The sequence below is a fragment of the Neobacillus sp. NPDC097160 genome, assembly GCF_044762155.1.
Taxonomy (GTDB): Bacteria; Bacillota; Bacilli; order Bacillales; family Cytobacillaceae; genus Neobacillus.
Genome location: NZ_JBIWDU010000015.1, coordinates 1 through 24040, shown reverse-complemented (window position 1 = coordinate 24040; position 24040 = coordinate 1). Strand labels below are relative to the sequence as shown.

The following is a 24040-nucleotide window of genomic DNA, read 5'->3' as shown; positions in this document are numbered from 1 at the left end:
ATCGCTAAACACTTTTTTCTTTACTTCACTAAGGAGTAAAGCTTTTTTTATGCTATAATTAGTACCAGATAATAGCACTAACTAGTAGGTTTTGGTCCTGTTAAGCAAAATAAATACGCCTAAACTGGAGATAATACTATGTTTGCAAATACCAAATTAAAATCACAAAGTTTCTCTGCCTATTTTAAGTCACTGGGTATCAAGGAATGCCAAACCAAAGAGGACTTCTGGAAGCATGTAACCGAGGTCGATCCATTCTTGGCTAAGGAACTCCAACCCATTATGGACCGCAAACTAAAAGGGAATATTTATGAAGTGAAAAACCGAACACTGCCCTTCAGTTTGGCAGTAGAATCATGGACGATGAATTTCCATCAGTCCTTGCTCAACTGGATCAGTCAGCAAACTCATTTAAAGCCGAAACGGATTTTGGAAATTGGCTGTGATAATGGGTTGCTGTCTTGCAAGTACGCCACCATGTTCCCAGATGCCGAGATTGTAGGGATCGATCTGTGTGCATATGGGATTCGATGTGCTCGGGAGTTGGCAATAAAACAAGGACTGAACAACGTGAGTTTTTACCAAATGGATTTTATGGAGGTATCTAAGCACTTTTCCCTGAATTCTTTTGATTTAATCATTTCTGCACGGACCTTTCATGAGATCATGGGGCCTATCATGATTTCAAAGTATTGGTCACTTCTAGCGTACTTGAAGGAGAATCTAACCTATGGTGACAGTCGTTATTTAGAAATAGTCCATCGTTTGTTAACGGAGGATGGATTGTATCTCTCTTGTGAACAATTGAAAAATTCCGCAGATCTCGGAAGGTGGGCGAATGTACTTCAGGATGCGGGTCTCCATATTCAATGGGATGACAGTGGTACTATCGAATACCATGAAATAGGAGTAGATAGGCTGTCTCCTGTGATTGTGGCCACAAAAAGGGAGACAAATCTTGAAACCTTGGAAGGGATGGAACATCTTTATACGAAAGGTAACCCACTTGTATTTGAGGAGGGGAGGTCTTATAAAGGAGGGACAGCGGAATTTGCATATCAACGGCTGAGGGAGAAAACATTCGTCACAGGGATTCAATTGAAAGTGACGAACCATTGGCATGTGTTTCGACTTGAGCTTTGGGAGACAGATCGGTTTCTGCTTGTCTATAACTATGGAAATATGGGGTATCATGAATTGGATATTTTACCTGCCTGCGCATATGAAGAGGCACACCAGTTAATGGAGGAGGCGGTCGGTAAGTTCGGTCACCTTGGTCCGCTTGTTTGGTATTACAACCTGGATGAACGCCCAGAGTAGTTCAAAAAAACATTTTTATCAAAAAGCAGCGTAAAACCCCTAGCTAAAGATATGGGGATATAAGCTGTATTTTTGTTTTTCTTTTTCAATATGTTCAAGTGATCCCACTATACATTTTAGTATTATCTGATATAATTAATGTGCGGAACATTTGTTCCTTTTAAAAGGGAGGTGAATAGTGTGTATAGTTCCTATAAAATACAAATTCATCCACAACATGAATTGTTCGATTACTGTGATTCTCTATGTTTTAAGGCGAAAAATTTGTATAACATCACTAATTACTATATTCGCCAGGTTTACACATCATTAAGAAGAGAAATTAGAAATGAAAACCAGCTTCAAGTGTTAATGGATATTGAAACCTATTTGCCTCAAATGAATGAAATTCGCCGGAAAAGCTATGAAAGCGCAAAAAAGAAACCTAGGAAAGTAGATAATAAGGGCAAAATAATTGAACCAAAGTTGAAACTCTTCGATATGCCAACCCAGGAGAAATCATTCATTGGATATACCTTTGTGGAAGCACTATTTAAGGCCATGAAACAGATTGATTACACCTCAATGCCCTCTCAGTCCAATCAACAAACGATGAGGAAAGTATATGATGATTGGAAAAGCTATTTTGAATCCTCTAAGAAATATAAAATCCATCCTGAATGCTTTTCCGGTAAACCAAAGATTCCAAAATATAAACCGAAGAATGGCCGCACAACCTGCTATTTAACGAATCAAATTACTGAAATAAAAGATGAGAATATATTAAAATTACCAGGAACCCATCTGCAATTAAATCTAGGGATAGTCGCTCAATCGGAAGGAAAATTACAACAGATTCGAATTGTACCGTCATATGGCCGCTATGTAATAGAGATTGTCTTTAAAAGTGAACAAGAAAAGGAAATTAAAAGAACGGATCAACAAAAAAATGAATTTGTATTTGAGACGAGACGAGTAATGGGTATTGATTTGGGAGTCGATAACCTAGCAACTATCGTCGATAACACGGGGCAAAAGCCTCTGCTTATCAAGGGCACAGGGTTAAAATCGATCAATCAATACTATAACAAATTAAGAGCCAAATACATGTGTATTATACGAAATGGTAAAGACTCAAAAGAAGGGATATATACCACTAACCGGTTGATTTCCTTGGATAGAAAAAGGAATAATCGTGTCATGGATTTTTTACACAAAGCAAGTGCAAAAGTGGTGGAAGTTGCCCTAGAAAGAACTATTTTCGATTGCCGAGATTTCATATTGCTTATTTTAAGAGATATTTTTGCACTACTTGAATATATAAACTATTTTCATAGACTCCTAGCAGTCCCCCGGTAATCTAAAGCTTTAACGAACCGGGGGACTGAACCCAATCTTGTTTCCTAGTTTAAATTTCAGTATTTTGTCATTTTTAGACTTACCTTTTCGGTTGAATTAATGATAGATTTAATATGGTTGAAAAAATACCAAAGTAACAGTCTGAATAGATTTAAAGGGGGCATAAAGAAAGTGTTAAGATACGTATTTATCGGTTATTGATTTTTACTTTATGATTTGACTCCCACAATTGCTCACTTCAACGCGTTACATCTTCTAATTTCTATCTATTTACTTTCTAAAGATTTGCCTTCAAATGAATTTCTACATCATCATTTTTTGACTATTAGATTTAAAATATATAAATAGAGAATATTGCCAATGGCAGTATTTTGGCGTCTATTACTTAACCGATTGATTGAAGTAAGGCAGTTTTGCCAATCAAATTGGAGGTTTTGACATGGAAGAAACACTGAATACAATACTCTTAGAACTTCAACATATAAATAAAGGACAGCAAGTATTAATAGAAGTCCAGAAGGAACTGACTAGTCGCATAGAAAACTTAGAAAAGGTTCAGAAAAAGTTAGTAACCGCAACAAAAAATATAAATAAGGATCATGTAGAATCAATAACAAGGCTTCAACAGCTAAAGAATGGGATGGAAAACTCAGCAAAAATAAAAGATGTTTTGTCTTTAGGGCAAAATGAAATTAAAGAATTAATGAAACAAACCACGTTGTACATTGCTGGAAAAATGTCTCTTTCAGAAAGAATGATTATGGAGATTGACTTATTAAATGAACGTGAGCAGCAAGAGGTTGTAAATAAAATGAATGAAAAAATCTTTGTAAGAAAGAACAATGTGCGGGCTGATCATTGGGATGATGATCAGTATGATGATTACTAGCTAAACAGTGGTTTTCGGTGCCTGGCCCCCCAGCGGGCATCAGCCGGGTCACAACTAGACGGGGTGGCGGATGAAGGGGTGCCATTACGTGGCATCGCTACTGTTATCGGTAAGCACCTTAACATGCCCGTCGTTAGCATTTCACGTGAAGAGGCAGACGACCACTTCGGCTTACTCGGTACCCTAGCAGCACTCGGCATCCCCAGGTTAAGCGTACAGACTCAGGAACTCTTGGGATGGAGACTATGCAAGCCACTCTGGTCTCATGGTTTTATTACTGCACTATTAATCAGTAACATAATTAAGATTAAAAGGACCCAATAAATATTGAACTGCACCCCAATTGTTAGACACCACTTAACAATTGGAGGTGCAGTTTTTTATGACCAAATATTCTTTAGAAACAAAATTAGCAGCTGTTAATGCTTACCTTGACGGTATAGAATCCTTTAAAGATATAGCTCATAAACACAATGTAAATATGACGATGTTAAAAAAATGGGTATTATTAAAAGGCATGAGTCCGGTTCAATACCGTACTCATGCCCAGGAAGTTGCCTAAAATTCGTGTCTAACTTTTTGGGTTCAGATCATAATATACGTTCCTTTTATTACTTTGCTGTTGCTACTATTCTATGCTATGCATTAGTAAGCAAACCAGTTAAAAAGTGACTGGAATAAATTATTTCTAACATAAAGTAAAGATAAAAGTTCGCTCTTAGTCTGCAGTGATCAATCGCTTTTTACGAGCAAATCAGTTTATTGCGGAAATAGAAATAAATGAAGCTATTTGTAAAAGGAAATAAATAGCTTCATTATTTAGTAAGTTTAACTCAAAAGTGCTTTTAAAGATTTCTTTTTCCAGAAGAATTGATGGTAAGAAGATTGAGCTAAGAAATTGACGATGAACGCAATTGGATAAGCTAGCCATACACCATTTAAGCCCAGAGTTGTGAAATGTGATAAGAAGTAGGCTGCCGGAACTTGGATCAGCAGAATACTTATGATTGTAAATATTGTTGGCCATAACACAGTACCTGTTGCTCTCATTGTTGCGGTGATTCCCTGAGTGTGGCCTAAAATAATGTAACTCCAAAATGAGATCAGTATAAGACTTTTTGCTATATTAATTGTTTCGGTGTTGTCTAAAAAGATTACTAATATAGGATTTGGTATAAGGTAAAGAATGAGAATGAGAATACCACCAAGGAGATAATTCAAGGAAATCGCTATTTTTTTTATCTCTTTGATTTTCGAAATGTTTCCAGAACCTACGGCTTGTGCAACAAATACTGAAATGGCGATTGAAATACTCATCGCTGGGATTTGAACGTAGCTTGCAATTTGATTCACGATTCCGTACGCTGCTGTTGCATTAGAACCATAATTATTGACAAATGTGATGACTGCAATTTCTGACAACGCGATTGAAACCATACTAATACTAGTAGGAATGGCTAATTTCAGTAAGGAATTCAACACCGAACCTTTTAAGTGAAGATGTCTCAAAATATCCGAGTCTAATTTGAGTATATGGTTTCTTTTGTGTAAGTACCCTAATAGAATCACAAATGTTATGAAATTGGCTAATCCTGCAGCATACGCAGCACCATTTAATCCAAATTCCGGTAAGCCCAACCAACCGAAAATAAGTATTGGCAGCAAAGCAATATTTAGGATAATACTAATCAATAAAAAATAAAAAGGTGTTTTTGAATCACCAACACCTCTCATAAAGGTTGTATAACACATATATAAGAAAGTAATGGGCAATGTAATAAATAATATACGTGCATACTCTGCACTTTTAATCAGTATATTCTCAGGTGTGCCCATCCATTTTAAAATATCTACTGTAAAAAATCCTCCGATTAAGGCAACAGCAATTGAAATGATGAATGTAAAGACTAAGGTAACCCCGACGACTTCCTTCATTTTTGGGATATCACCTCTACCGTATGTTTGCCCAACTAGAATTGAGCTTCCAGAGCCAATTCCAATGATAAATGATATAAGGAAAAAGAGTAGAGGAAAGAAGGCAGAAATAGCTGCTAAAGAATCCACTCCAAGTGTTTGCCCAACTACGATAATGCCAAATACTTGACCTAATGATTGCAAAACACTTGCTAAAATGACAGGAATGAGAAAAGCAATCATCGGTTTTACCAATGACAATGTTTCATTAAAAGATTTATTCATTTCATTTAACTCCTATAAGTTTCATAAAAACAACTATAAAGATTTTCGGTTTAAAAGATTCCCTCCTCATAAAGTGAGGGGAAAATTAATAATAGAGTCATAACATTTAAATCATCACCCGCGATTTATCATTGTTCTGATAAATTTTTAGACAAGCTGATAAAATAAACCGAATTGAGTATCATACCATAACAGTTTGCCATGTTTACGTTTCGGGATACGTGTTTGTAAACTCCATTCGGGATACTGTTTAATAATCTGTACTTGGTCACCGGTAGCAAAAGCAATAAATGAAATATAATTTTCTTTTGTCATACGATGCCCGCAAGATATTAACCATTCATTATCAATTTCTGAAATGGTTAGCTTTTCATCGTCTGTTGCTTTCTTCGCTACTAATGGTTCTAACTTTCTTCCGCAACAAGATATGGTCATATTTCCAGTTGCTAATACAATATTATTACAAGCCGGACAGACAAAATAATTAGACTTTTTCATATTTCCCCCTACAAATTCATTCGACGATAATTCACCATCTAAAATATATTCGATATTTACGCCAAGGAGGGATGATAAACTTGGTAATAGCGAGATATCCGGACAGCCATACCCACGCTCCCATTTTGAAATCGTTCGATCAGAAATGTTCATTTGATCGGCTAATTGTTTCTGTGTCAGTCCTTTTTCCTTCCTCAAATTAAAAATCAACTCTCCAATTTTACGATTATCCATCAATTTTTCCTCCTACTCTAATGTCATCTTAAATCTTTAAATGTAACGAAGCAACAAACGCTCCGTAGAGTTAAACAGAGGGACGGTACGCCTGATTTCTTTCGTACCGAAATCACGAATTTCTAAATTACACCATATTGTTTTGATTATTCGCATATAAAATGGGTCCTTTAATGTAATAAGAATTAATTTTTTATAACATTTTTGTTGTGCAGTTTTTTGATCTTTGCTTAACGGCCAATTCATTTTTTTATAAAAACATGCATTTATAATAGGTTAAAAGAAAATACTTGGAAGGGAATCTGAAATTGGCTTTGTTTCCACAATGAGCGCAGAGCAAATAAATTTTCAAAAAGTGGAGGAAATAGATCTAGATATTGTTGAATAACTGGATTTATCGAAGATTGGAATCAAGAAGCAGCTTTAACTCAAAGCCAAATGGATGCGTTACAGAATAGTTCCTTGCAGCAATAAGTTTCATAGGACGACAGGACATTAAGGAGAATTGCTTGGCATATTGTAACCAGTACACCCGGAATGTTAATCGAGTTTGGCAACAAGGTCCCTCTAGTATATAATTCTCAAACCGTTCCAGAGTCAGCGAAGGAAATAGCAGGGGCATTTCGAAGAGTAATCACCGACGTAGTTCACGCCGTAAAGGAACAATGGACTGACAGCTCTCTAATAGAAGAGGTGAATGCGTTCGGTAGGACAATGACAAAGGCCGCAACACTTTTACTCATCGTCAAACACATCATTCATTATCTATGGCAAATGACGGTTCTCATGTGCCAGGAAGGAGTAAGGGTTCCCGGACTTTATGTGCCCGCCAGAATAGAATGGGCGCAAATAGGAATGAATGTCCCAACCATTTAAAGATAAATTCCAAGGTACTATCCTATCATAGTGCCTTTTTTCTTTTAACTACTTTCCCGATAAGTAGCAACATGCATAGCCGATTAAGAGCTCAGATTTGATTAAATCAGGGGGAGAGGCGATATCTTTATTTTGTATCATTCATTTCAGTATTTAGATTCATACAAAAAAAGTAGCCTGTAATCTCTCTTATAAATAGTTTGATCATGTTGGTATTGGCAAGGATCGCCGAATTTTCTAGGTCTGCATCATATTGCACAACATCATCATACTCAAGTAAGTGAAAGGTATCTGGGAATTGTTCAATCATATATTTCACAAAGGTATTCGGATCTTTTTCTCCTTCACGCCTAAATTCCGTCATAATGGCCATAAATTTATGCGGCGGCAAATCGGCTATTTTATTGAAGAAACCTATAATATTTTAAAGCAAAGCCAGATAATAAAACGTGCCGGATTTAATGATGGTTGAATACAATTTAGAATAACAGCATCCCGATGTACAGTGAGAGGTGGTGATGACATCATGTTTTCTGTTACAGGAATGCAAGGATTCGAGTTGTTTTCAGTTGCCCATATAGCTGTGTTGATTGTATTCTTTGCTGCCTGTTGTGCTCTAGTGTATTTTAGCAAAAAACGTAAAAAACACCAGCAGATGATAAAATGGACATTGTTTATCCTGTTACCGGCATGTGAAATATCTTCGCACATATGGTTAATTCTAACCAATCAATGGGAAGTGAGCGATCTTCCTTTACAGCTGTGTTCCATTAGTACTGTATTAGCCATATATTTATTTTTGAAAAAGAATGAAAAAGTGTTTTATTTGTTTTATTTTTTTGCCACTCTGCCTCCCATTTTAGCGATGGTTACACCTGAAATGGTCTACACATTTCCTCATTTTCGGTTTATCGAATATTTTCTTCACCATTCAGTCCTTCCGTTGACCGCGTTGTATTTTATTCTATATGAAGGTTACAGAGTTCCTCGAAATGCCATCTTATTTACTTATATAACCGTTAACATCATTGCTGTGCCAATCTTTATCTTGAATCAGCTGCTGGGAACGAATTTTTTCTACTTAGCAAATCCAACTGAATCGAAGACAATTCTTACCTTCTTTGGAACTGGGATTATGTATTATATAAATTTGGAAATTGCCGCATTGATTGTATTCGGCATAACGTATATTCCTCTGGGTGTTTTACAGAGGAGAGACAACCAAAAAGCTGAAGGAGATATAGGTAACGGGGGAAGTTGAAACATTTCCAAAGGATGGAGCCATTGAACTTCATCCTTTTATACATAATTAAAGTTCGAAATGTTGTAAAAAAAGAAACAAGGTGGACCACCTTCCTAATACGATTTGATTATAGAGTTTTAACTACGCTGAATCGTAGAGGTTGAGAAGTTTTTGACCATCCAAAGCGATTACTTTAGAGAGTTATATGTAAAGTTATAAATTATCTTCTCTTTTCATAAACGAAGGTAAATAAATTGAACTATTTATTTTATATGGGATTTGATGGTAATAAATGAATTTTATAGAAAGCAAAGGAGGAGCTGAATAGTCAGTAGCAAAGCCATTTTCAAACAAAATGATGACTTTAGGATTAATTGATATAGGAATTTATAATCAAAAATGGAAAAATATGAATATAAAAATTCAGATTTTTCTGTCCTCTTGATAGAATAGATTTGTAACCATACTACATGGGGAGGGAAAAGGATGAAGGGTTTATGGAAAGCTGGTTTTACAGTTTTATTGGGTGTCCTCTTGCTTGTAGGGACACTCCCTTTTAGCGCACTGGCGAAAGAGAACGACTTTGATTATGGAAAGTACAGCCAGGTAGCAGTCGGAAAGGATGGAATGGTGGCGACTGCCCATCCGTTTGCATCTGAAATTGGAGCTGAAGTGCTAAGAACAGGTGGAAATGCGATGGATGCGGCTGTGGCCATTCAGTTCGCATTAAACGTGGTGGAGCCCATGATGTCAGGGATCGGCGGTGGTGGATTTATGATGGTTTATGATGGAAAAACCAAAGAAACCACCATCATTAATAGCCGGGAACGCGCCCCACAGGGAGCTACACCTGATATGTTTTTAGACGAGAAAGGAAATCCCATCCCATTTGACATACGTTCAACAGGTGGTAAAGCGGTTGGAGTACCCGGGACGTTAAAAGGACTGGAAACAGCCTTGGAAAAATGGGGAACCCGGCCTATGGAGGCACTGATTGGACCGGCGATTAAACTTGCCGATAAAGGCTTCCCAATCGATTCAGTACTTGCTGGTGCAATTGAAGATACCAAGGAAACCCTGTCCAAAACAGCGGCGAAGAACGTCTTTCTGCCAAAGGGAAAACCGCTTAAAGAGGGAGATATTCTTGTACAAAGGGATTTAGCCAAAACTTTCAAATTGATTCGTGCTAAAGGTCCAGACGCCTTTTATAAGGGATCGATTGCTGAAGCACTGGCCAGTACGGTGCAAAAATTTGGCGGTGCTATGACAATTGAAGATTTAAAAAAATATGATGTGACAGTTGATAAGCCAATCTGGGGTGATTACCACGGCTATCAGATTGCCAGTATGCCACCACCAAGCTCAGGCGGGGTATTCCTATTACAAATGCTAAAAATTTTGGACGGTTTTGATCTTTCACAATATGATGTGAAAGCTTGGGAAAAATATCATCTATTGGCAGAGACCATGCATCTAGCATACGCAGATCGCGCTGCCTATGCTGGAGACCCTGAATTCGTGGAAGTACCGCTAAAGGGGCTTGTACATCCAGACTATATTAAGGAACGGCAAAAACTCATTAGTCTAGATCGCGTTAACCTTAAACCCCAAGCAGGTGATCCGTGGAAGTATGAATCAACTCAAGCAAACTACCAGCCTACGAAACAGCCGAATGACCAAAAACCTGGGGAAACGACCCATTTCACGGTTACGGACAGATGGGGAAATGTCGTTTCCTATACGACCACCATTGAACAAGTATTCGGGACCGGCATCATGGTTCCCGGCTATGGTTTTATGTTAAATAATGAATTAACCGATTTTGATGCCATTCCAGGAGGCGCAAATGAAGTGCAGCCCAATAAGCGTCCATTAAGCAGTATGACGCCAACCATTGTCTTCAAGGACGGTAAACCCGTTTTAACCGTGGGATCCCCTGGCGGAACCACCATTATTACATCTGTGCTGCAGACCATTCTGTATGCTATTGAGTATGATATGGAACTGAAGCAAGCTGTAGAGGAACCAAGAATATATACGAACAACCTAAACTCCTATCGGTACGAAGCTGGAATTCCAACAGAGGTCCTCAACCAGCTAAACAGCATGGGCCATAAATTTGGAGCTGAGCCTACTACAATCGGAAACGTCCAAAGCATCTTAATCGACCATCAAAACAACACCTTTAAAGGAGTAGCTGACTCCAGCCGCAACGGAGCCGCAATCGGCATCAATCTAAAAGGTAAAAAGTAACCATGAGGACCATTCTCTGTAGCAGGGGGATGGTTCTTGTGTTTCATAATACTTTCTGATATAGAACGCAAGTATGCAAAGAATATTTTAACACTTACAGATTTTATTATATTTAACAAGATGGATAAACTGCTGGTTTTGGCTGTTGAGGTAGATGGTTATCACTACCATGCAAATAATCCCGCACAGCTAAAGCGAGACCAGATGAAAAATGATATTTTGAAGAAGTACGGTATTCCAATCATAAGAATGAAAACGACCGGGAGCAAAGAGGAGGATAGACTTCAACAAATTTTAAGTGATCTTCTTCAGCTGGATACAAAGGTATCTGCATTCATTAGCTCATAATATGAGGAATATATGTTAAAATACTTGTCTTTTAAGTATAAAAAACCTCCTCAAAATGCCTGAGGAGGTTTTTTTTATTACATTACATTAGTGTTGCAACTTCTGAAAGCTGTTTCTCTATTTCATTCCAATCTTCTCCTAAGTCCAGTGTTTTTACGCTAAATCGATTCCCGCCAATTTGATAGTCGTTGTCAGGGGTTATTTCTTCTTCCGTTTTTGCATATAAAAGTACACCGCTTACGTTGCCGCTGCCGTCCCGATCTTTGTTTTTAACATAAGTGAAAATTTGATACAGATTGCCGGATATGATGGATTTATTATTAAACAATGGATTTGTTTGCATGGTACGGCCATAATATTTGGCATCGATAATGAGCGTCTTAGAACCATAGGTTAGTGTGATGTCTGATTTCATGGCTGGCAGAAAATCAGTTATGCCATCGTCAACGTTCCAATTAATATACGAGGCATTGGTAGAATACTGAGGATACTCCTTTTTGAAATAGCCCAATAAGAATTTCTCATATAACCGATGCATTTGCTGGTCGTCTAGATACTCTTTCATTTTATATTTGCCAGTTTCTGTAGTTAGTAATAGACCTTTAATGACCAACTGGCAGATGTTGATTAACATTTTGTACGTCGCATTATTTCGGTGATAAATAATCGAGCTCCAGTTTATGGAAAATGAATTAAGTGTTTCCACACTTTGAAAAAAATACGTAAGCCTACGTAACCCCTTCCGATTTTCTTCCTTCACATCGCCGTATCGAAGAAGTAGCAGCATGGTTGTTTTCAATATTTGATTTAATGGTGTATTTTCGGAAAATTGATCGTAATGACAAACCATACGCCGAGCAAGAATGGTGTTTTGTTTAATTGAATTTGTCACGTCAATTTTTCCGCGCAAATTGCTTGTTGCTTCCGTTTGTCCTATATAATCCCGATGTAAACCACGTTTGATTTGGTTGCCAATACCCCGAATAAGTATCGCTGCCATTAGATCATGGAGGTTTTTAAATTCCTCTGCCTGGATACTTCGAAATTCGGCTTCATTAAGTGCTTGAAAGGCATATGCGAGCATATAGTATACATTTTTTATCCTAATCACGTAAGGCCCCCTGGAGTTTGCCGGTCCATAATTGCACCTTGGATGGTTCGTCAAACCAGTATTCACTAATGAGGGGTATAAGTTCATATTCAACGATTTCAGACAACCACTCGTCGTCAATGGTTTCATTGGTGACAAAATAACTATGTCCAATCTGGAATCCTTTACCAAGGGAAGCATCTTCAGTAATCAAGCTATTAAGGGTAACAACGGTATCGATTAACCGGTCAAATTTTTCACTTGCCACTGCAGCCTGGTACTTTTTAAAACCGTCGCTTTCAAAGGCGGGTTCAAATTCAAAAAAGGCAAAACGCCGGCGAAGTGCATAATCAATCATAGCAAGACTTCGGTCTGCAGTATTCATCATACCTATGATATTGACGTTCTTTGGTACAGAGAATTGTTCATCTGAGTAGAGCAGCCGGACATCCTTTCCCCGTTTATCGTTTTCAATCAGCATCAATAATTCGCCAAATATTTTGCTTAAGTTTCCACGGTTGATTTCGTCAATGATAAAGAAGTATGGGCGATCATCCGGTACTGCCTTTTTACAAAATTCATAAAATGCTCCTTTGGATAAAGAAAAGCCTTTTTCAGTAGGACGATAACCCATGATGAAATCTTCATAGCTGTAACTTTGGTGAAATTGGATGACCATAACTCGACTCGTATCTTTCTCACCCATAATGGAGAATGCAAGCCGCTCGGCAGCATATGTTTTTCCCACACCTGGTGCACCCATCAAAATTAGATTTTTCTTTTTGAGCAGGAGGTTCTTAAGCGTGATATACCTTTCTTCTTCTATATACACTTCGTTTAAAAAGTCCTGAACCGTATAACTATCATATTGCGATACTTTATCATCATCTGGATTTAATTCTACTTCGGCTTCCTCAGCAAACATATTTTCGAGCTTTTTGCAGTAATCCGTATAGGGCGTAATATCCGTGAGGGTTTTTAGGACGATTTGGCCTTCGTGATCCCATTCCCCTTTATGAGTCCAGCGGACAGATCGGATATGCTTGTACTCATTTCTTGTATCGTCATACAGATAATCCGATGTAATGATTCCACGGCCGATGATTTTTTTTAGGCCCTTTTTCACAATAATGACATCACCGATTTGCATTTCATTGGTGAATTGCCATGTCATGTGCCCAGCATTTATATAGGAATATTCCTCGCCATAGATTTCTTTCATTTTGGTCTTCATTGACTCTTTAGATGGGTATTCCATCAAATCACCGAGCCCATCCCAGCCGATCCCCATGATCCCTTTGTTATAAAACTCTTCCCACAGCCTGGAGCCTTCACCAGGCGCATAAATCCAATAACGTTTTTTGTCGTTTTTTGTAACCGGTGTATTAGTGGTGGCTGGAATTTGTTCATAAGTTCCATTCATGATGCTTTCTATGACTTCATCTTCTTCCTTTGTTACACGAAAATTGGTTGCGCCTGGAAAGGTTAGGATCTCCATCCGTTTCGTCCGCTCATCGGCTAGTAATGTGGTCCTTTCGACTATTACGTTTGTAAGCTTCCTTTGAAACAGAATCTCTGCAGCCAAATAAGGCTCTTTATTTAATTCATTGCTGCGGTTGTATGGGTCATCTAAATCTGGTTCCGTTATTTTTGGGTCACAGAGAATGGTACCAACGGCAATGATTCCTCCTCCAGTACCGGACAGCCAAATATAGGCTTTGTCACCTTTTTTAATCTGTTTTTTATTTTGATTTACAGCCCATGTGATTCGATCAAGGTCATTTACAGCACTAATAACATCATAATATTTAGGGTTCCCTTGAAATATCCAACAAGATGGCTCTGCCAATTCCTTAAGAAATTTTGCATATAAAATCAGTGCATAGGAAAATGCCTTCTTGCTGGTGGCTAAATCTACTTCATCAAAATTCGGTGCAGATATAAGTATCGGATATATCTCTTCAAATTCAGCAGAAGTGGTAATATAGAACAAATCTGCCTTTTGGACATTTTTAAGCTTCAATTTAGCTGTTGCATTTTTAAGCGCATTAATATACGAGGTGATAGTATTGGAAGAATACGGATCACCATTTGCTTTTTTCTGCCGGCGCATCCAATTTTGAAAGGCTGTTTTTAAATATGTATTGCTCATAGCTTTGCTTCTCCACTCCTTAAAATTTTTTCGAATTTGCATGATTACCTTAATTTTACCAAATGTATTTTGATATTACCCCCTTTAAGTAGACAGTGTAAAAAATCCATTAGTCAGTTACCTTTTACTTCCACTATAAAGGAATTAACTTTTGAAAAAAATAGTTGATGAAAACCGCTGTAAACGTTATAAACGGGTATATTAAAACAAGGTTTATCTAGAAATTGCCACAACAGTCGGGATTGATCATTTCGGTACTAAAATAGCTTTATAAAAGGAGATGGCTATATATGAAAAAAAGTACAGGAATAGAAATACTGAGCCTTCAATCGCTCCGGGAATGGATGACAGCGAAGAGCTGGAGCAGGCTGCCACCAAAGATGAAATTGATAAAGGCGAATATACGGAAGTGACAACACTTTCTTTTGATGAAGTAGACCCAAGTTGAGAACGATAGACAGTTTTTACGTGCCCACGCACGCTTAGAAGGATTTGCACTGAGACTGACAATCAAAAGGGAAGTCTACTTTATCAAAATATGGCTCAACTAACACAACTTGTCATAGACCAATTAGCTTTTTTAAAATTGAAGGGATTGTATTAATTTAATACGTCTAAGGAGGAAAAGTGAATGACTGTGCATAATCAATCTGCCATTGATCAGGGGAGTAACAAAACAATGCAGGGGGTTGAAGCAGCAGGCGATGCACCAAAAAGTGCTATTGATGCTGTTGAAGATGCTGGAAAAGCAGTAGTGGACCGTATTTCCAACGCAGTAAAAGATGTTACTGCAAGATGATTGTTATAAGTCTATGTATAATCATTGAGCAAAGATGAACCAAGAATAAGTATGAAATGAGACCGTCAAGAGTTGATGGTCATATCTTGGATTCATCCTATAACATTAAACTAAGCCAATATATTTCCAGCATATTTGGATCCCTTAAAGCTAAAGTTAAATTCGGAAAGTGAATTTTGCTTCCTGAATTTTTTAGATAGGAGTGCTTAAATTTGAATAACTGGATAACAGCGCTTATGAATATTGGTGGGAGACAACCTTTTTTTAATATGTTTGGCAGAAGAAGAAACAATAGGGGGATAATGTGGGGTTCCTTATTAGGTATAGGATTAAGTGTTGCAGCATATGGATTAGGCAGAAATGGAAACAGAAATATGGGGCGCCCAATACAAAATTTATTAAATAATCTTGGTAAGGGAAAAACAAGCCTGACACCGAATATAGCTGGATTAACTGAGTTTTCTAAAGAACTATTCCCCAACAATAATCCAAATACCACCAAATAGGTTTTTTTACAAAAAATGCCCTTGCTTTAGAGGGCATTTTTCTGACATCTGTCCTTAAGTCGATATATCTATTTCTCGAGTTATGGTTTCCGGGTGTTCCTTAAGCCACGAATCCTACTATAAGTTTGAATAAACTAAAAAAGATCCTCCTCATTTTTAATCCTTGAACTCCCCGTATTGCCCAGCTTTTTAAAAATTCCAAACAACCCCGTTTTCAATATACTTTGTGTATTTTAAGCCTGTCTGGTTGACCAAATAGTCAAATAGCTTCTTTGCTGTGCTTTTGATCATTATGGTCAGACCTAAACTGTCAAACACACGTGCATAGCAGCGGATAATCAGTGTATCATTTTCTGCAAACAAATGATAATAGACAATTTCTTTATGTCTATTTGCAAAACAGTTGATAAATAGATAGTCATCGGTTGGTACGATCGCTTTTATCAAAAATTCCTTTTCAACGATTCGTTTGACTTCCGCCATTTGTACCTCTGATAAATTTATACTCATATCTGCTTCACCAACTTATTTTTTTTAACATTTCATCCTTGTTCTATACCAAATTATTAGTTCGACAGTCGCATAGCTATATTCTTAAATTATATTTCTCGTTATGAAAGAAATTTACCATGATTTAGAGATGTGTGAAAGGGATTTCTCGGATATTGTCGAATGTAGTGGTCGAAAGTCAAAACCAAATAGGGGTGGAATTCAATGAATGCTGGCATCATTGGAAGATGGAATGGATATATTTATTTTAGGCAATCGGTTAGAAGTGAACGTACATTCTACCTTGCAACTAATTTCGGCAATCGTAAAAGCCCAGAACTATATTTGTTCCTGAAAGCCACTTCTACAATCCTTTTTTATCCTTTTAAGTTTTATTTGATTGACTTGTTTGTATATCTCTTGTAAAATTTTGTTAAATGTTTACTTTAGATAATGCACTTACTTAAAAGTAAGGGGATGATTTATCAATGATTCATCAGCTTGAATGTCCAGTTGAGACACTCATTCATGTTTTAGGTGGCAAATGGAAACCAATGATTTTATGGCATTTGATTGAATCCAATAAGCGATTCAACGATCTGGAAAAGCTAATACCTGATGTTTCACAAAAAATGCTTTCACAACATCTCCGTGATTTGGAACGAGAAGGCATAGTCGATAGAACGATCTACCCTACCATCCCTCCAAAAGTAGAATATTCCCTAAGTGAATACGGCAAAACATTGATCCCTGTAGCAGAAGTCATGTGTGCTTGGGGAGAAAATCATAATAAGCGGAAATATAAAGAATCAGCGTCTTAAAGCTGGTTCAATGAACTGGTACACTAATTCAATCAACTCAAAACAAATGCTGCCACGGGATACCGGGCAGCTTTTGTTTACCTACAGTCGGCACTCCTGTTATGAATTAATTATCGGGTTTGTGTTAATAAAACTCCTGATAGTGTAGGATTGTCGCCAATCTGTCTTTAGAAATTTCCTGTCCTCCGAACTCCGCGTGAACAATTAAGTCATCCCATTTTGTCATGCTTACTTTTAAGTAAGTACCTTACTTTAAAGTGGGTTCTTAACATAATATTAAAACGATGCTAAGCTTGAGTTAACCAAATATTAGGAGTCATTTAAGAGGAGGAAAAAACAATGAAAATTATTGTTTTTGGAGCGACGGGGAATACAGGAAAAAGAGTGTTGGCGCATGGGATAAAAATGGGGCATGAAATGACCGCATTTGTGCGAAATTCTGAGAAGCTTTATGATCAACTAGGTGAGCATTCCGCACAGCATGTGAAGGTGATCGTGGACGATATTATGGACCCGGTCAGCGTTGGTGAGGCGCTCGCGCATCAAGACGCCGCTATTATTGCAGCCGGTCATGCAGGCCAGGGAGAAGAGTTTGTTCGTATCGTCGATAACATTATAAGCCAATGTGAATTCCAACCTAGTTTCTCTGGGCGGGTATGGATAATGGGAGGAGCCGGACTGCTGGTTATTCCATATACTGATCTTATCGGCAACAATTTACCCGGCTTCCCGCCTGAGTATAAAAATCACAACCGGAATTTCGAACGGCTACAGCAGACTCAACTCGATTGGTCCATTATGTGTCCGGGTACAATGATTGATTCGATAGAGCATCCAGATCCGGCTCATCTGCATGTAACAACGGAAACCTTGCCCGTTCCGATTCCGGAGACGATCAAGGAATATTCCGAGGCAGATATAGCCCGTCACTTGTTCAGCCGACTTCAAGAGCTGGATGTTACTTATGACGATGTCGCGAAATGTATGCTGGACCATATAGAGCTCGGAGGATCGTTTAAAAGAAAAAGGGTCGGTCTAGCCTATCAAAGCGATATTCTGATGCACTGAGGAGAAGGGAGATAATCGGTTTGTTTGGATTACTGCTCGTTTTGCATATATTGGCTTCGATCGCCATAATTGGTCCCGCTTTCATGATGCCCATCATTCGAAGATCCGCTAGAACCGTCGGTCAGCTGCGCTTTGCTTTTGGTATAACGACCAAGCTTGCCATAATACCTAAAATTGGCGGAGCCATACTTATTATAACCGGGGTTTGGCTTATGATCATAACCAAGATGGGGTTATCCCAAATGTGGCTGAATGTATCCTTCCTCTTATCGCTGCTCATGGTCGTCCTGATCGATGGATTGATCGAGCCGCGTATGAAAAAGATCATAAAGATCGTATCTGAAAGTCAAGACCAGGGTAATGAAATACCCGCCGAGATCGGACTGTTGATGAAAAAGATCGTACCAATCGAGACGGCGGCACAGCTGCTTATGATTGCCATATTGGTGCTTATGGTCGTTAAGCCATTTTAAAGAAGCCGACGGGAACAACTTGACCACATTTTGACCACTAACGCATCAGAACCCGAGGATCTATGATAATGAAGGGAGCTTTTTTTAAAATTTATCCCTCCTTGACAGATCACAAATGATCCCCATGGTAAAGAGGTGATATTATGGGGGCCAACCTTGAAGGGAGATTCATAGAAATTCGCAGTTTCCCAATAAAATCTGTTTTAGGCTAGTTATTATCAATGTTGCTTTAAAATAAAAATTGATTAAAAACACCCCGCAAATCCATATTTTACGTTAAATTAAATGAACCTGTTTTGAAAATCGAATCTAGCGGAAATTAACATTTCAAAATCTACTTGTTAGAAAGTTCAGATGAAACAGAGAAAATACGTATGTAAATAATGATTTTTACGTTAAACTTTGAAGTAGGAAAAGCAGAGGAAGACCAATTATACAACTGGACTAAAGAAATATGTGAGTACCAGCTTCATTATCATTTTGAACGGAAAGCAAGTAATCCCCTTCCACTTATTAGGATTGGGGATTTTCAAATTATGGAGCTGGATTGGAAAGTAAAAGAAAAATATTAATAGTTTAAGATTTTTTCTAAATTTTCTATGAGAAACTTTTTCCCAAGATCATTAAACAAAACTTGTTCATATTGCCTATTATCAAAAAATCTTATTCTAGAAATGATTCCATATCCTTCAGATTTCTCATTCGTAATAGTTCTAATTTTCCCGTCCTCAGTTTTGACTTCATTTAAGATTCCCATCTTTTTCAACTGTTTATTGATCATAGTCCCACTAATCCGTTTAACAAGACGGATATCAATAACATCATTTATTGCCTTAGCGCAATCATTAATGCCAATTTCGCCGGATGGAAATTTAACATGACTTTTTTGTTCTTTGGTGATAAAAAAGTCTCCTTTTTTTGAACGAGGTATTTTGGCTAGTTCAGCATCTATGTAATCAACTAGAAAAAACAGCGATCTTATTACCCTTGGATCATTAATAAAACTTTCATTCTTAATTGGAGCATTAGTGATAGGATCTATTCCATGCGCTATCTTATAAAGTATTTTTTTAGATTCATCCAATTTTTCATAATCATGCTTCATTAAAGAGGCAACCCCTTTCTAAATATTTTTATAAATGCTATCTGAGGGAAAAAATGGATTTTTTAAGCGAGAGTTATATTTTCTTTAACACCCCTTTTTTCACCAGGTTAACAAGTGTCCCCTTATTTTTATACCGATTATAAGCAATTAATCTATTTAAATCTTTTATTGTTAAAGTTGACGGATTAATGGCCAATTCGAATTCATTTTTAATTTTGTCGATTAAAGAAAGGGCATATTCAATTTGTTTCGGGCTTAATGTGTAATCCTCTTGATCAGCTGGCAGTTTTTGCTCGGATATATCTTTTTTTGTGTACTCCAGTGTTGCAGCATGCTCCCTAATTTTTTCATCTACTAACGCTTCTACTTCAGCGGGGCTAATCGACCGTGCTGCGGGTTGGTTTCCCTTAAATAATTTATCAAAGATTCCTTTTAACAAAATTTCCACTCCACTTTCCTGAGTTCTTATATTTTCTATGTATGTACGATCATTTCTTCCATTCTATTATCAAAATAATAGTCCAAAAAGACAATACTTTTGGTTAATTTTGTTTGTATTAGTAGAAAATTGTTAAATAAAAAGGAGTATATACCTGTTTGTTTTAGGTTGATTTGTCCTATTTGTAGTATAATGGAGAAAAATGCAATTTTTGGAGCGGTTATCATGGCAATTACAATTCCTGAGACAATTAGATCGACTGCTACTGCTGGTGAGCGGCTGTTTTTTCGAACCGTAAAAAACTATTTACCAGATGATTATATTGTCTATTTTGAGCCGGAAATCCAAGGGAGGAAGCCTGATTTTGTGATAATAGGGCCTGATCTTGGGATGGTTGTGCTGGAAGTGAAGGATTATACAAGAAATACACTTTTGCAAATTAATCATGATGAATGGCATATCGTCGCAACAAATGGTGATCAAACTATAATCCCAAGCCCAATGAATCAGGTGAGGGACTACATGTTTAAAATTGCGGATGTCCTGAAAAAAGATAAAAACCTAATCAAAGCAGATGGTAAATATAAATTGAAATTGAAGTTTCCATATGGCCACGGGGTTGTTTTTACTAGATTGTATACCAAGGATTTTATTAAAGATGGACTTTATTCAGTAATTGACCCCAACTTGTGCTTGGCAAGAGATGAAATCGATCCCGAAAATGAGGGGTTTTCGGAAGAAATCTTGATGGAAAAGATCATGAATATGTTTGTTGTGCCATATCGATTAAAGGAACCACTTTCCATCGAGGACATCAATGCCATCCGCTATCATTTATTTCCTGAAGTCCGGATTAGTGCCGAATTTAAGGCACCGGTCCCGTATCAGGATCAACTGCTTTTGTCCTTACATGACATTAAGACGATGGATCTTCATCAGGAGAATTTAGCGAAACAGATTGGCGATAAGAACCGTTTGATTCGTGGTGTCGCTGGCAGCGGGAAGACGATTATTCTGGCCAGCCGGGCGAAGCTGTTAGCGAAACAAAATCCCGATTGGAAGATCCTTATCCTTTGCTACAACATTTCTTTGGCCAACGCGATTCAGCAAATGATCAATCATATGTTGAATGAGCCAGAGGATTTATTTGATTTTGATCCTAATGCAAGGCCGATACATAATCAAAATATTATTGTGAGAAATTTTCATGCTTGGTTAAAGAATGAGTTAAAAATCAGAGAACAAAACCTGTCAGAAATAATCGATAAAATTGAGAGGAAGGAAACCATTCTGCCTTCGTATGATGCGATTTTAATTGATGAAGGGCAAGATTTTGATGCTGATTGGCTGCGGCTTGTCAGTCTTCTGCTAAACACGGATACGCAGTCGCTTTTATTGGTTGAGGATCGGGCCCAGACCATTTATCGGCGGAAACGGTCGTATTTGCAGGATACTGGATTAAGCTTTCAAGGCCGGTCAAAAGTGTTGTCCATCAACTATCGAAATACACAGCAAATCGTCAAGTTTGCGTGGGATTTTTACCGGGAGCACTCGATGTTTAAAAATAAGGTTGTCAATCGGGATCTCGAAGGAGAAATTATCGCCCCGCAAAGCACAAAACGGAAAGGACCGGAGCCTGGCATTATTAAGGCAGGAAATTTCTTTGATGAAATGAGATTGGTTGCCAGACAAATGAAAAAACTGCATGAAGAGCGGAAAGTTCCTTTTGAGGACATGTTGATTTTGTATCGAGTAAAAAGAACTCATAAATATCCAATCATTGATACTATCAAGCGATCGTTACAAGAGTCTGACTTACCATTTTATTGGATTACGGAGAATGACGTCTCCAAGCGTTCTTTTAAAAAGGATGATGGGAAGATCAAAATTAGTACCATCGACAGCAGCAAAGGTCTGGACTTCCAAGCGGTATTCATCGTCAATATTGATTCCATGCCATTCCCACTTGAGGACGATAAGGAGAGGGAGGTTTCCTTATTTTATATTGGAATGACAAGGGCGAAGGAATATCTATGCTTGTCCTATTCCGGTGAATCTGAATTTACACAGTATTTGGATGGAATCTTGCAAAAAAGGCTTCAGAAAAATAATGGGATAAGAGAAAATCAATTAAGAGTCCATGGGAACAGTTCTTGTGACAGGTCGTATCCTTACTAAAAACCGTGAGAACAGACCCAGTGGCATTGAATAAAGGAATGAGGGGATAGACTTGTATTGTCGATATTGCGGTAATTTATTGGATGTGGAGGATGCATTTTGTCCAAAGTGCGGCAAAGCTATTTCCAAGGATATGGTAATTCCTTCAGGAGTTACACAGATAGATTATAAGGAACAAATATTATGTGATGATGATTTATTGGAATCAGAATTTGAGGAATTATTTGTAGGAAAGAACAATGATTATTACATTAACAAGTGGAACAAACTAGAAAGTAAAAATTCAAAGATTAGCTGGAACTGGGCTGCATTCTTTTTAGGACCATTTTGGTTTGGCTACAGAAAAATGTATATACCAGTAGTCTTTATTGCCGTTATATACTTCTTGGTCGATTTCTCTTTCTATCTCATACAATATCAATTTTCAGAGGAAACTTACTTATTCGATCCTATTCAAAATCTATTACTATTTCCTTTAACTATTTTATTGAGTTTATTTGGAAACTACTATTATTTAAAACATACAAATAAAAATATTGATAAATTAAAACTTCAACCATATAATTTGGAGCAAAAGAGAACTTGGTTAAAAAGAAAAGGAGGAACTAGTTGGTTAGGGGTAGCTATTACTCTCGTTATAATATTCTTGTACGGGATCGTGTCCGCTTTTTTGCTTCCTACCAATATAGACCAAATCTCAGTGGTTAAAGATGGTTCTTTTTATGAATATCCTACTACCACGATTGGTGAAGGATTCAATGATTTCTTTGCGGAACCTCATAGGGAATACGTTTCTTCAAACAGTCCATTTGATGTCATTCGCTTTACAGGAATTGCAGATCAAGCAGGTAAAGATGTAGAAGTTATAATTGATTTTGTCTTAACAGATAATTCTTTTGAGATTCATTCGTCAAAGGTTAATGGAGTGGTTATATCTGATGATGAAATAAATTCTTTGTTAGATATGATATTTACTTCAAACGAAAGTAATATTGTTAACTAATTGTTCAGACCTGTTTTATCCTTACGAAGGAGCACAAGGGGACTGTGCTTGTGGACAGGACGATCCTCACTAGGAACAGTTAGAACCATCTCTGTGGCACTTTTAACCAGTAAAAATTTATGAGGGGCTGCCAATGGTCATTTGCCTGACTTATTGGACAGCCCCTTTTTTGTTTAGCATTGCCAAGGAGTTAATTTTCTAATAAATGAATTACTCGAAGCGATTGAAAAGGCGAATAAACTAGTGTTTATCGATACGGAAGCAATCGTAACACAATTTTACTCCAATCTATATAATCGAGTGAATCAGCCTGTATTAGATGAAATAGCTAAACGGCAGGACTACGATCTTTGGCTTTTCCTTGAACCTGACGTTCAGAGGGTCGATGATGGACTAAGAGTTCATGGCGAAGCTGAAGCAAGAACTAAGTATAATCAACACTTAAAGACATTATTAAACAAACAAAACATTCAGTATAAAAACTTACATGGAGATTACGAGAATCGGCTTATAGGAGCAATAACATATATAGATGAATTACTGAAGGATTAAAAGGTCATTTTTTATGGACCCCAAATGACTTACCATTTTAGATGGTAAATCTTTCAAAAAAAATCATATAAAAAGTAGGTGGATGAAATGAAGGTTTCATCCTTTTTTCGCGCTTTTCCTGCTTGTGAAAATTCAAATCATTTTAAAATTGTTGCAAATAAAATAAA

At 37.4% G+C, this 24040-nt stretch carries 26 protein-coding genes and 1 pseudogene; 19 read left to right on the top strand and 8 right to left on the bottom strand.

Annotated features, from left to right (window positions below):
• Nucleotides 1-138 precede the first annotated feature (138 nt).
• The 4 genes from ACIQXV_RS20165 to ACIQXV_RS20150 all read left to right on the top strand — a co-directional run bounded on the left by ACIQXV_RS20165 (nt 139) and on the right by ACIQXV_RS20150 (nt 4109).
• Nucleotides 139-1320 (top strand): methyltransferase domain-containing protein, encoded by a 1182-nt coding sequence (locus ACIQXV_RS20165; RefSeq protein WP_402961523.1) that lies wholly within the window; start codon nt 139-141, stop codon nt 1318-1320.
• 180 nt (nt 1321-1500) lie between these two features.
• Entirely contained in the window at nt 1501-2658 is a 1158-nt protein-coding gene (locus tag ACIQXV_RS20160) for an RNA-guided endonuclease TnpB family protein (RefSeq protein WP_402961521.1), read from the top strand.
• Nucleotides 2659-3097: 439 nt separating this feature from the next.
• Nucleotides 3098-3547: a hypothetical protein gene (locus tag ACIQXV_RS20155; protein ID WP_402961519.1), complete on the top strand. Its 450-nt coding sequence runs from the start codon at nt 3098-3100 to the stop codon at nt 3545-3547.
• A gap of 382 nt (nt 3548-3929) precedes the next feature.
• Nucleotides 3930-4109, top strand: coding sequence for a transposase (locus ACIQXV_RS20150; RefSeq protein ID WP_402961517.1), 180 nt, complete (start codon nt 3930-3932; stop codon nt 4107-4109).
• 266 nt (nt 4110-4375) lie between these two features.
• Here ACIQXV_RS20150 and ACIQXV_RS20145 read toward each other — a convergent pair whose 3' ends face one another.
• Nucleotides 4376-5746: an MATE family efflux transporter gene (locus ACIQXV_RS20145; protein ID WP_402961515.1), complete on the bottom strand. Its 1371-nt coding sequence runs from the start codon at nt 5744-5746 to the stop codon at nt 4376-4378.
• 147 nt (nt 5747-5893) lie between these two features.
• Nucleotides 5894-6478 carry a helix-turn-helix domain-containing protein gene (locus ACIQXV_RS20140; RefSeq protein ID WP_402961513.1) on the bottom strand — a complete coding sequence of 195 codons (585 nt, stop codon included), beginning with the start codon at nt 6476-6478 and terminating at the stop codon, nt 5894-5896.
• A 501-nt stretch (nt 6479-6979) separates the two neighbouring features.
• On the opposite strand from ACIQXV_RS20140, the pseudogene ACIQXV_RS20135 reads away from it, so the two are divergent.
• Nucleotides 6980-7354, top strand: a pseudogene (locus tag ACIQXV_RS20135) (DinB family protein); the annotation flags it as partial.
• Between the two features lie 127 nt (nt 7355-7481).
• On the opposite strand, the gene ACIQXV_RS20130 reads toward ACIQXV_RS20135, so the two are convergent.
• A complete protein-coding gene (locus ACIQXV_RS20130; protein ID WP_402961511.1) occupies nt 7482-7727 on the bottom strand; it encodes a hypothetical protein in 246 nt (81 codons plus the stop codon).
• Between the two features lie 153 nt (nt 7728-7880).
• Here ACIQXV_RS20130 and ACIQXV_RS20125 point away from each other — a divergent pair, with 153 nt between their 5' ends.
• From ACIQXV_RS20125 to ACIQXV_RS20115, 3 genes are all read left to right on the top strand, one after another.
• The gene (locus ACIQXV_RS20125) at nt 7881-8615 is read left to right on the top strand and encodes a YwaF family protein (RefSeq protein ID WP_402961509.1); all 735 of its coding nucleotides are present in this window, start codon (nt 7881-7883) and stop codon (nt 8613-8615) included.
• 468 nt (nt 8616-9083) lie between these two features.
• The gene (gene ggt, locus ACIQXV_RS20120; RefSeq protein WP_402961507.1) at nt 9084-10850 is read left to right on the top strand and encodes a gamma-glutamyltransferase; all 1767 of its coding nucleotides are present in this window, start codon (nt 9084-9086) and stop codon (nt 10848-10850) included.
• A gap of 36 nt (nt 10851-10886) precedes the next feature.
• Nucleotides 10887-11198, top strand: a complete 312-nt coding sequence (locus ACIQXV_RS20115; protein ID WP_402961505.1) for a DUF2726 domain-containing protein — start codon at nt 10887-10889, stop codon at nt 11196-11198.
• An 82-nt stretch (nt 11199-11280) separates the two neighbouring features.
• Here ACIQXV_RS20115 and mcrC read toward each other — a convergent pair whose 3' ends face one another.
• Together mcrC and ACIQXV_RS20105 are read right to left on the bottom strand one after the other, a co-directional pair.
• Nucleotides 11281-12309, bottom strand: coding sequence for a 5-methylcytosine-specific restriction endonuclease system specificity protein McrC (gene mcrC / locus ACIQXV_RS20110; RefSeq protein ID WP_402961503.1), 1029 nt, complete (start codon nt 12307-12309; stop codon nt 11281-11283).
• The gene (locus ACIQXV_RS20105) at nt 12302-14440 is read right to left on the bottom strand and encodes an AAA family ATPase (RefSeq protein ID WP_402961501.1); all 2139 of its coding nucleotides are present in this window, start codon (nt 14438-14440) and stop codon (nt 12302-12304) included. Before ACIQXV_RS20105 ends, mcrC begins: the two co-directional genes overlap by 8 nt.
• A 280-nt stretch (nt 14441-14720) precedes the next feature.
• On the opposite strand from ACIQXV_RS20105, the gene ACIQXV_RS20100 reads away from it, so the two are divergent.
• The 3 genes from ACIQXV_RS20100 (at nt 14721) to ACIQXV_RS20090 (ending at nt 15745) form a co-directional block, all read left to right on the top strand.
• Nucleotides 14721-14888, top strand: a complete 168-nt coding sequence (locus tag ACIQXV_RS20100; protein WP_402961499.1) for a hypothetical protein — start codon at nt 14721-14723, stop codon at nt 14886-14888.
• Nucleotides 14889-15071: 183 nt separating this feature from the next.
• Entirely contained in the window at nt 15072-15239 is a 168-nt protein-coding gene (locus ACIQXV_RS20095) for a hypothetical protein (RefSeq protein WP_402961497.1), read from the top strand.
• Between the two features lie 212 nt (nt 15240-15451).
• Nucleotides 15452-15745 carry a hypothetical protein gene (locus ACIQXV_RS20090; protein WP_402961495.1) on the top strand — a complete coding sequence of 98 codons (294 nt, stop codon included), beginning with the start codon at nt 15452-15454 and terminating at the stop codon, nt 15743-15745.
• A gap of 189 nt (nt 15746-15934) precedes the next feature.
• Here ACIQXV_RS20090 and ACIQXV_RS20085 read toward each other — a convergent pair whose 3' ends face one another.
• Nucleotides 15935-16255, bottom strand: a complete 321-nt coding sequence (locus ACIQXV_RS20085) for a hypothetical protein (protein WP_402961493.1) — start codon at nt 16253-16255, stop codon at nt 15935-15937.
• Between the two features lie 208 nt (nt 16256-16463).
• Here ACIQXV_RS20085 and ACIQXV_RS20080 point away from each other — a divergent pair, with 208 nt between their 5' ends.
• From ACIQXV_RS20080 to ACIQXV_RS20060, 5 genes are all read left to right on the top strand, one after another.
• The gene (locus ACIQXV_RS20080; RefSeq protein ID WP_402961491.1) at nt 16464-16589 is read left to right on the top strand and encodes a hypothetical protein; all 126 of its coding nucleotides are present in this window, start codon (nt 16464-16466) and stop codon (nt 16587-16589) included.
• A 133-nt stretch (nt 16590-16722) separates the two neighbouring features.
• Nucleotides 16723-17055, top strand: a complete 333-nt coding sequence (locus ACIQXV_RS20075) for a winged helix-turn-helix transcriptional regulator (protein ID WP_402961489.1) — start codon at nt 16723-16725, stop codon at nt 17053-17055.
• Between the two features lie 339 nt (nt 17056-17394).
• Complete coding sequence (locus tag ACIQXV_RS20070; RefSeq protein WP_402961487.1) at nt 17395-18123, top strand: NAD(P)-dependent oxidoreductase; 729 nt, start codon at nt 17395-17397, stop codon at nt 18121-18123.
• Nucleotides 18124-18137: 14 nt separating this feature from the next.
• Nucleotides 18138-18596, top strand: coding sequence for a DUF2269 family protein (locus ACIQXV_RS20065; RefSeq protein ID WP_402961787.1), 459 nt, complete (start codon nt 18138-18140; stop codon nt 18594-18596).
• 383 nt (nt 18597-18979) lie between these two features.
• A complete protein-coding gene (locus ACIQXV_RS20060) occupies nt 18980-19168 on the top strand; it encodes a hypothetical protein (protein WP_402961485.1) in 189 nt (62 codons plus the stop codon).
• On the opposite strand, the gene ACIQXV_RS20055 is transcribed toward ACIQXV_RS20060, so the two are convergent.
• Both ACIQXV_RS20055 and ACIQXV_RS20050 read right to left on the bottom strand, forming a co-directional pair.
• Nucleotides 19165-19701, bottom strand: coding sequence for a hypothetical protein (locus ACIQXV_RS20055; RefSeq protein WP_402961483.1), 537 nt, complete (start codon nt 19699-19701; stop codon nt 19165-19167). The two genes, ACIQXV_RS20060 and ACIQXV_RS20055, sit on opposite strands and share 4 nt — an antisense overlap.
• Before the next feature lie 73 nt (nt 19702-19774).
• The gene (locus ACIQXV_RS20050) at nt 19775-20149 is read right to left on the bottom strand and encodes an ABC transporter ATP-binding protein (RefSeq protein ID WP_402961481.1); all 375 of its coding nucleotides are present in this window, start codon (nt 20147-20149) and stop codon (nt 19775-19777) included.
• A gap of 216 nt (nt 20150-20365) precedes the next feature.
• Between ACIQXV_RS20050 and ACIQXV_RS20045 the strand changes: the two genes are divergently transcribed.
• From ACIQXV_RS20045 to ACIQXV_RS20035, 3 genes are all read left to right on the top strand, one after another.
• On the top strand, nt 20366-22318 hold the full coding sequence (locus ACIQXV_RS20045; protein WP_402961479.1) for a 3'-5' exonuclease: 1953 nt from the start codon (nt 20366-20368) through the stop codon (nt 22316-22318).
• A gap of 52 nt (nt 22319-22370) precedes the next feature.
• Entirely contained in the window at nt 22371-23321 is a 951-nt protein-coding gene (locus ACIQXV_RS20040; RefSeq protein ID WP_483874210.1) for a DUF2628 domain-containing protein, read from the top strand.
• A gap of 201 nt (nt 23322-23522) precedes the next feature.
• Nucleotides 23523-23873 carry an AAA family ATPase gene (locus ACIQXV_RS20035; RefSeq protein WP_402961784.1) on the top strand — a complete coding sequence of 117 codons (351 nt, stop codon included), beginning with the start codon at nt 23523-23525 and terminating at the stop codon, nt 23871-23873.
• Nucleotides 23874-24040: the final 167 nt, after the last annotated feature.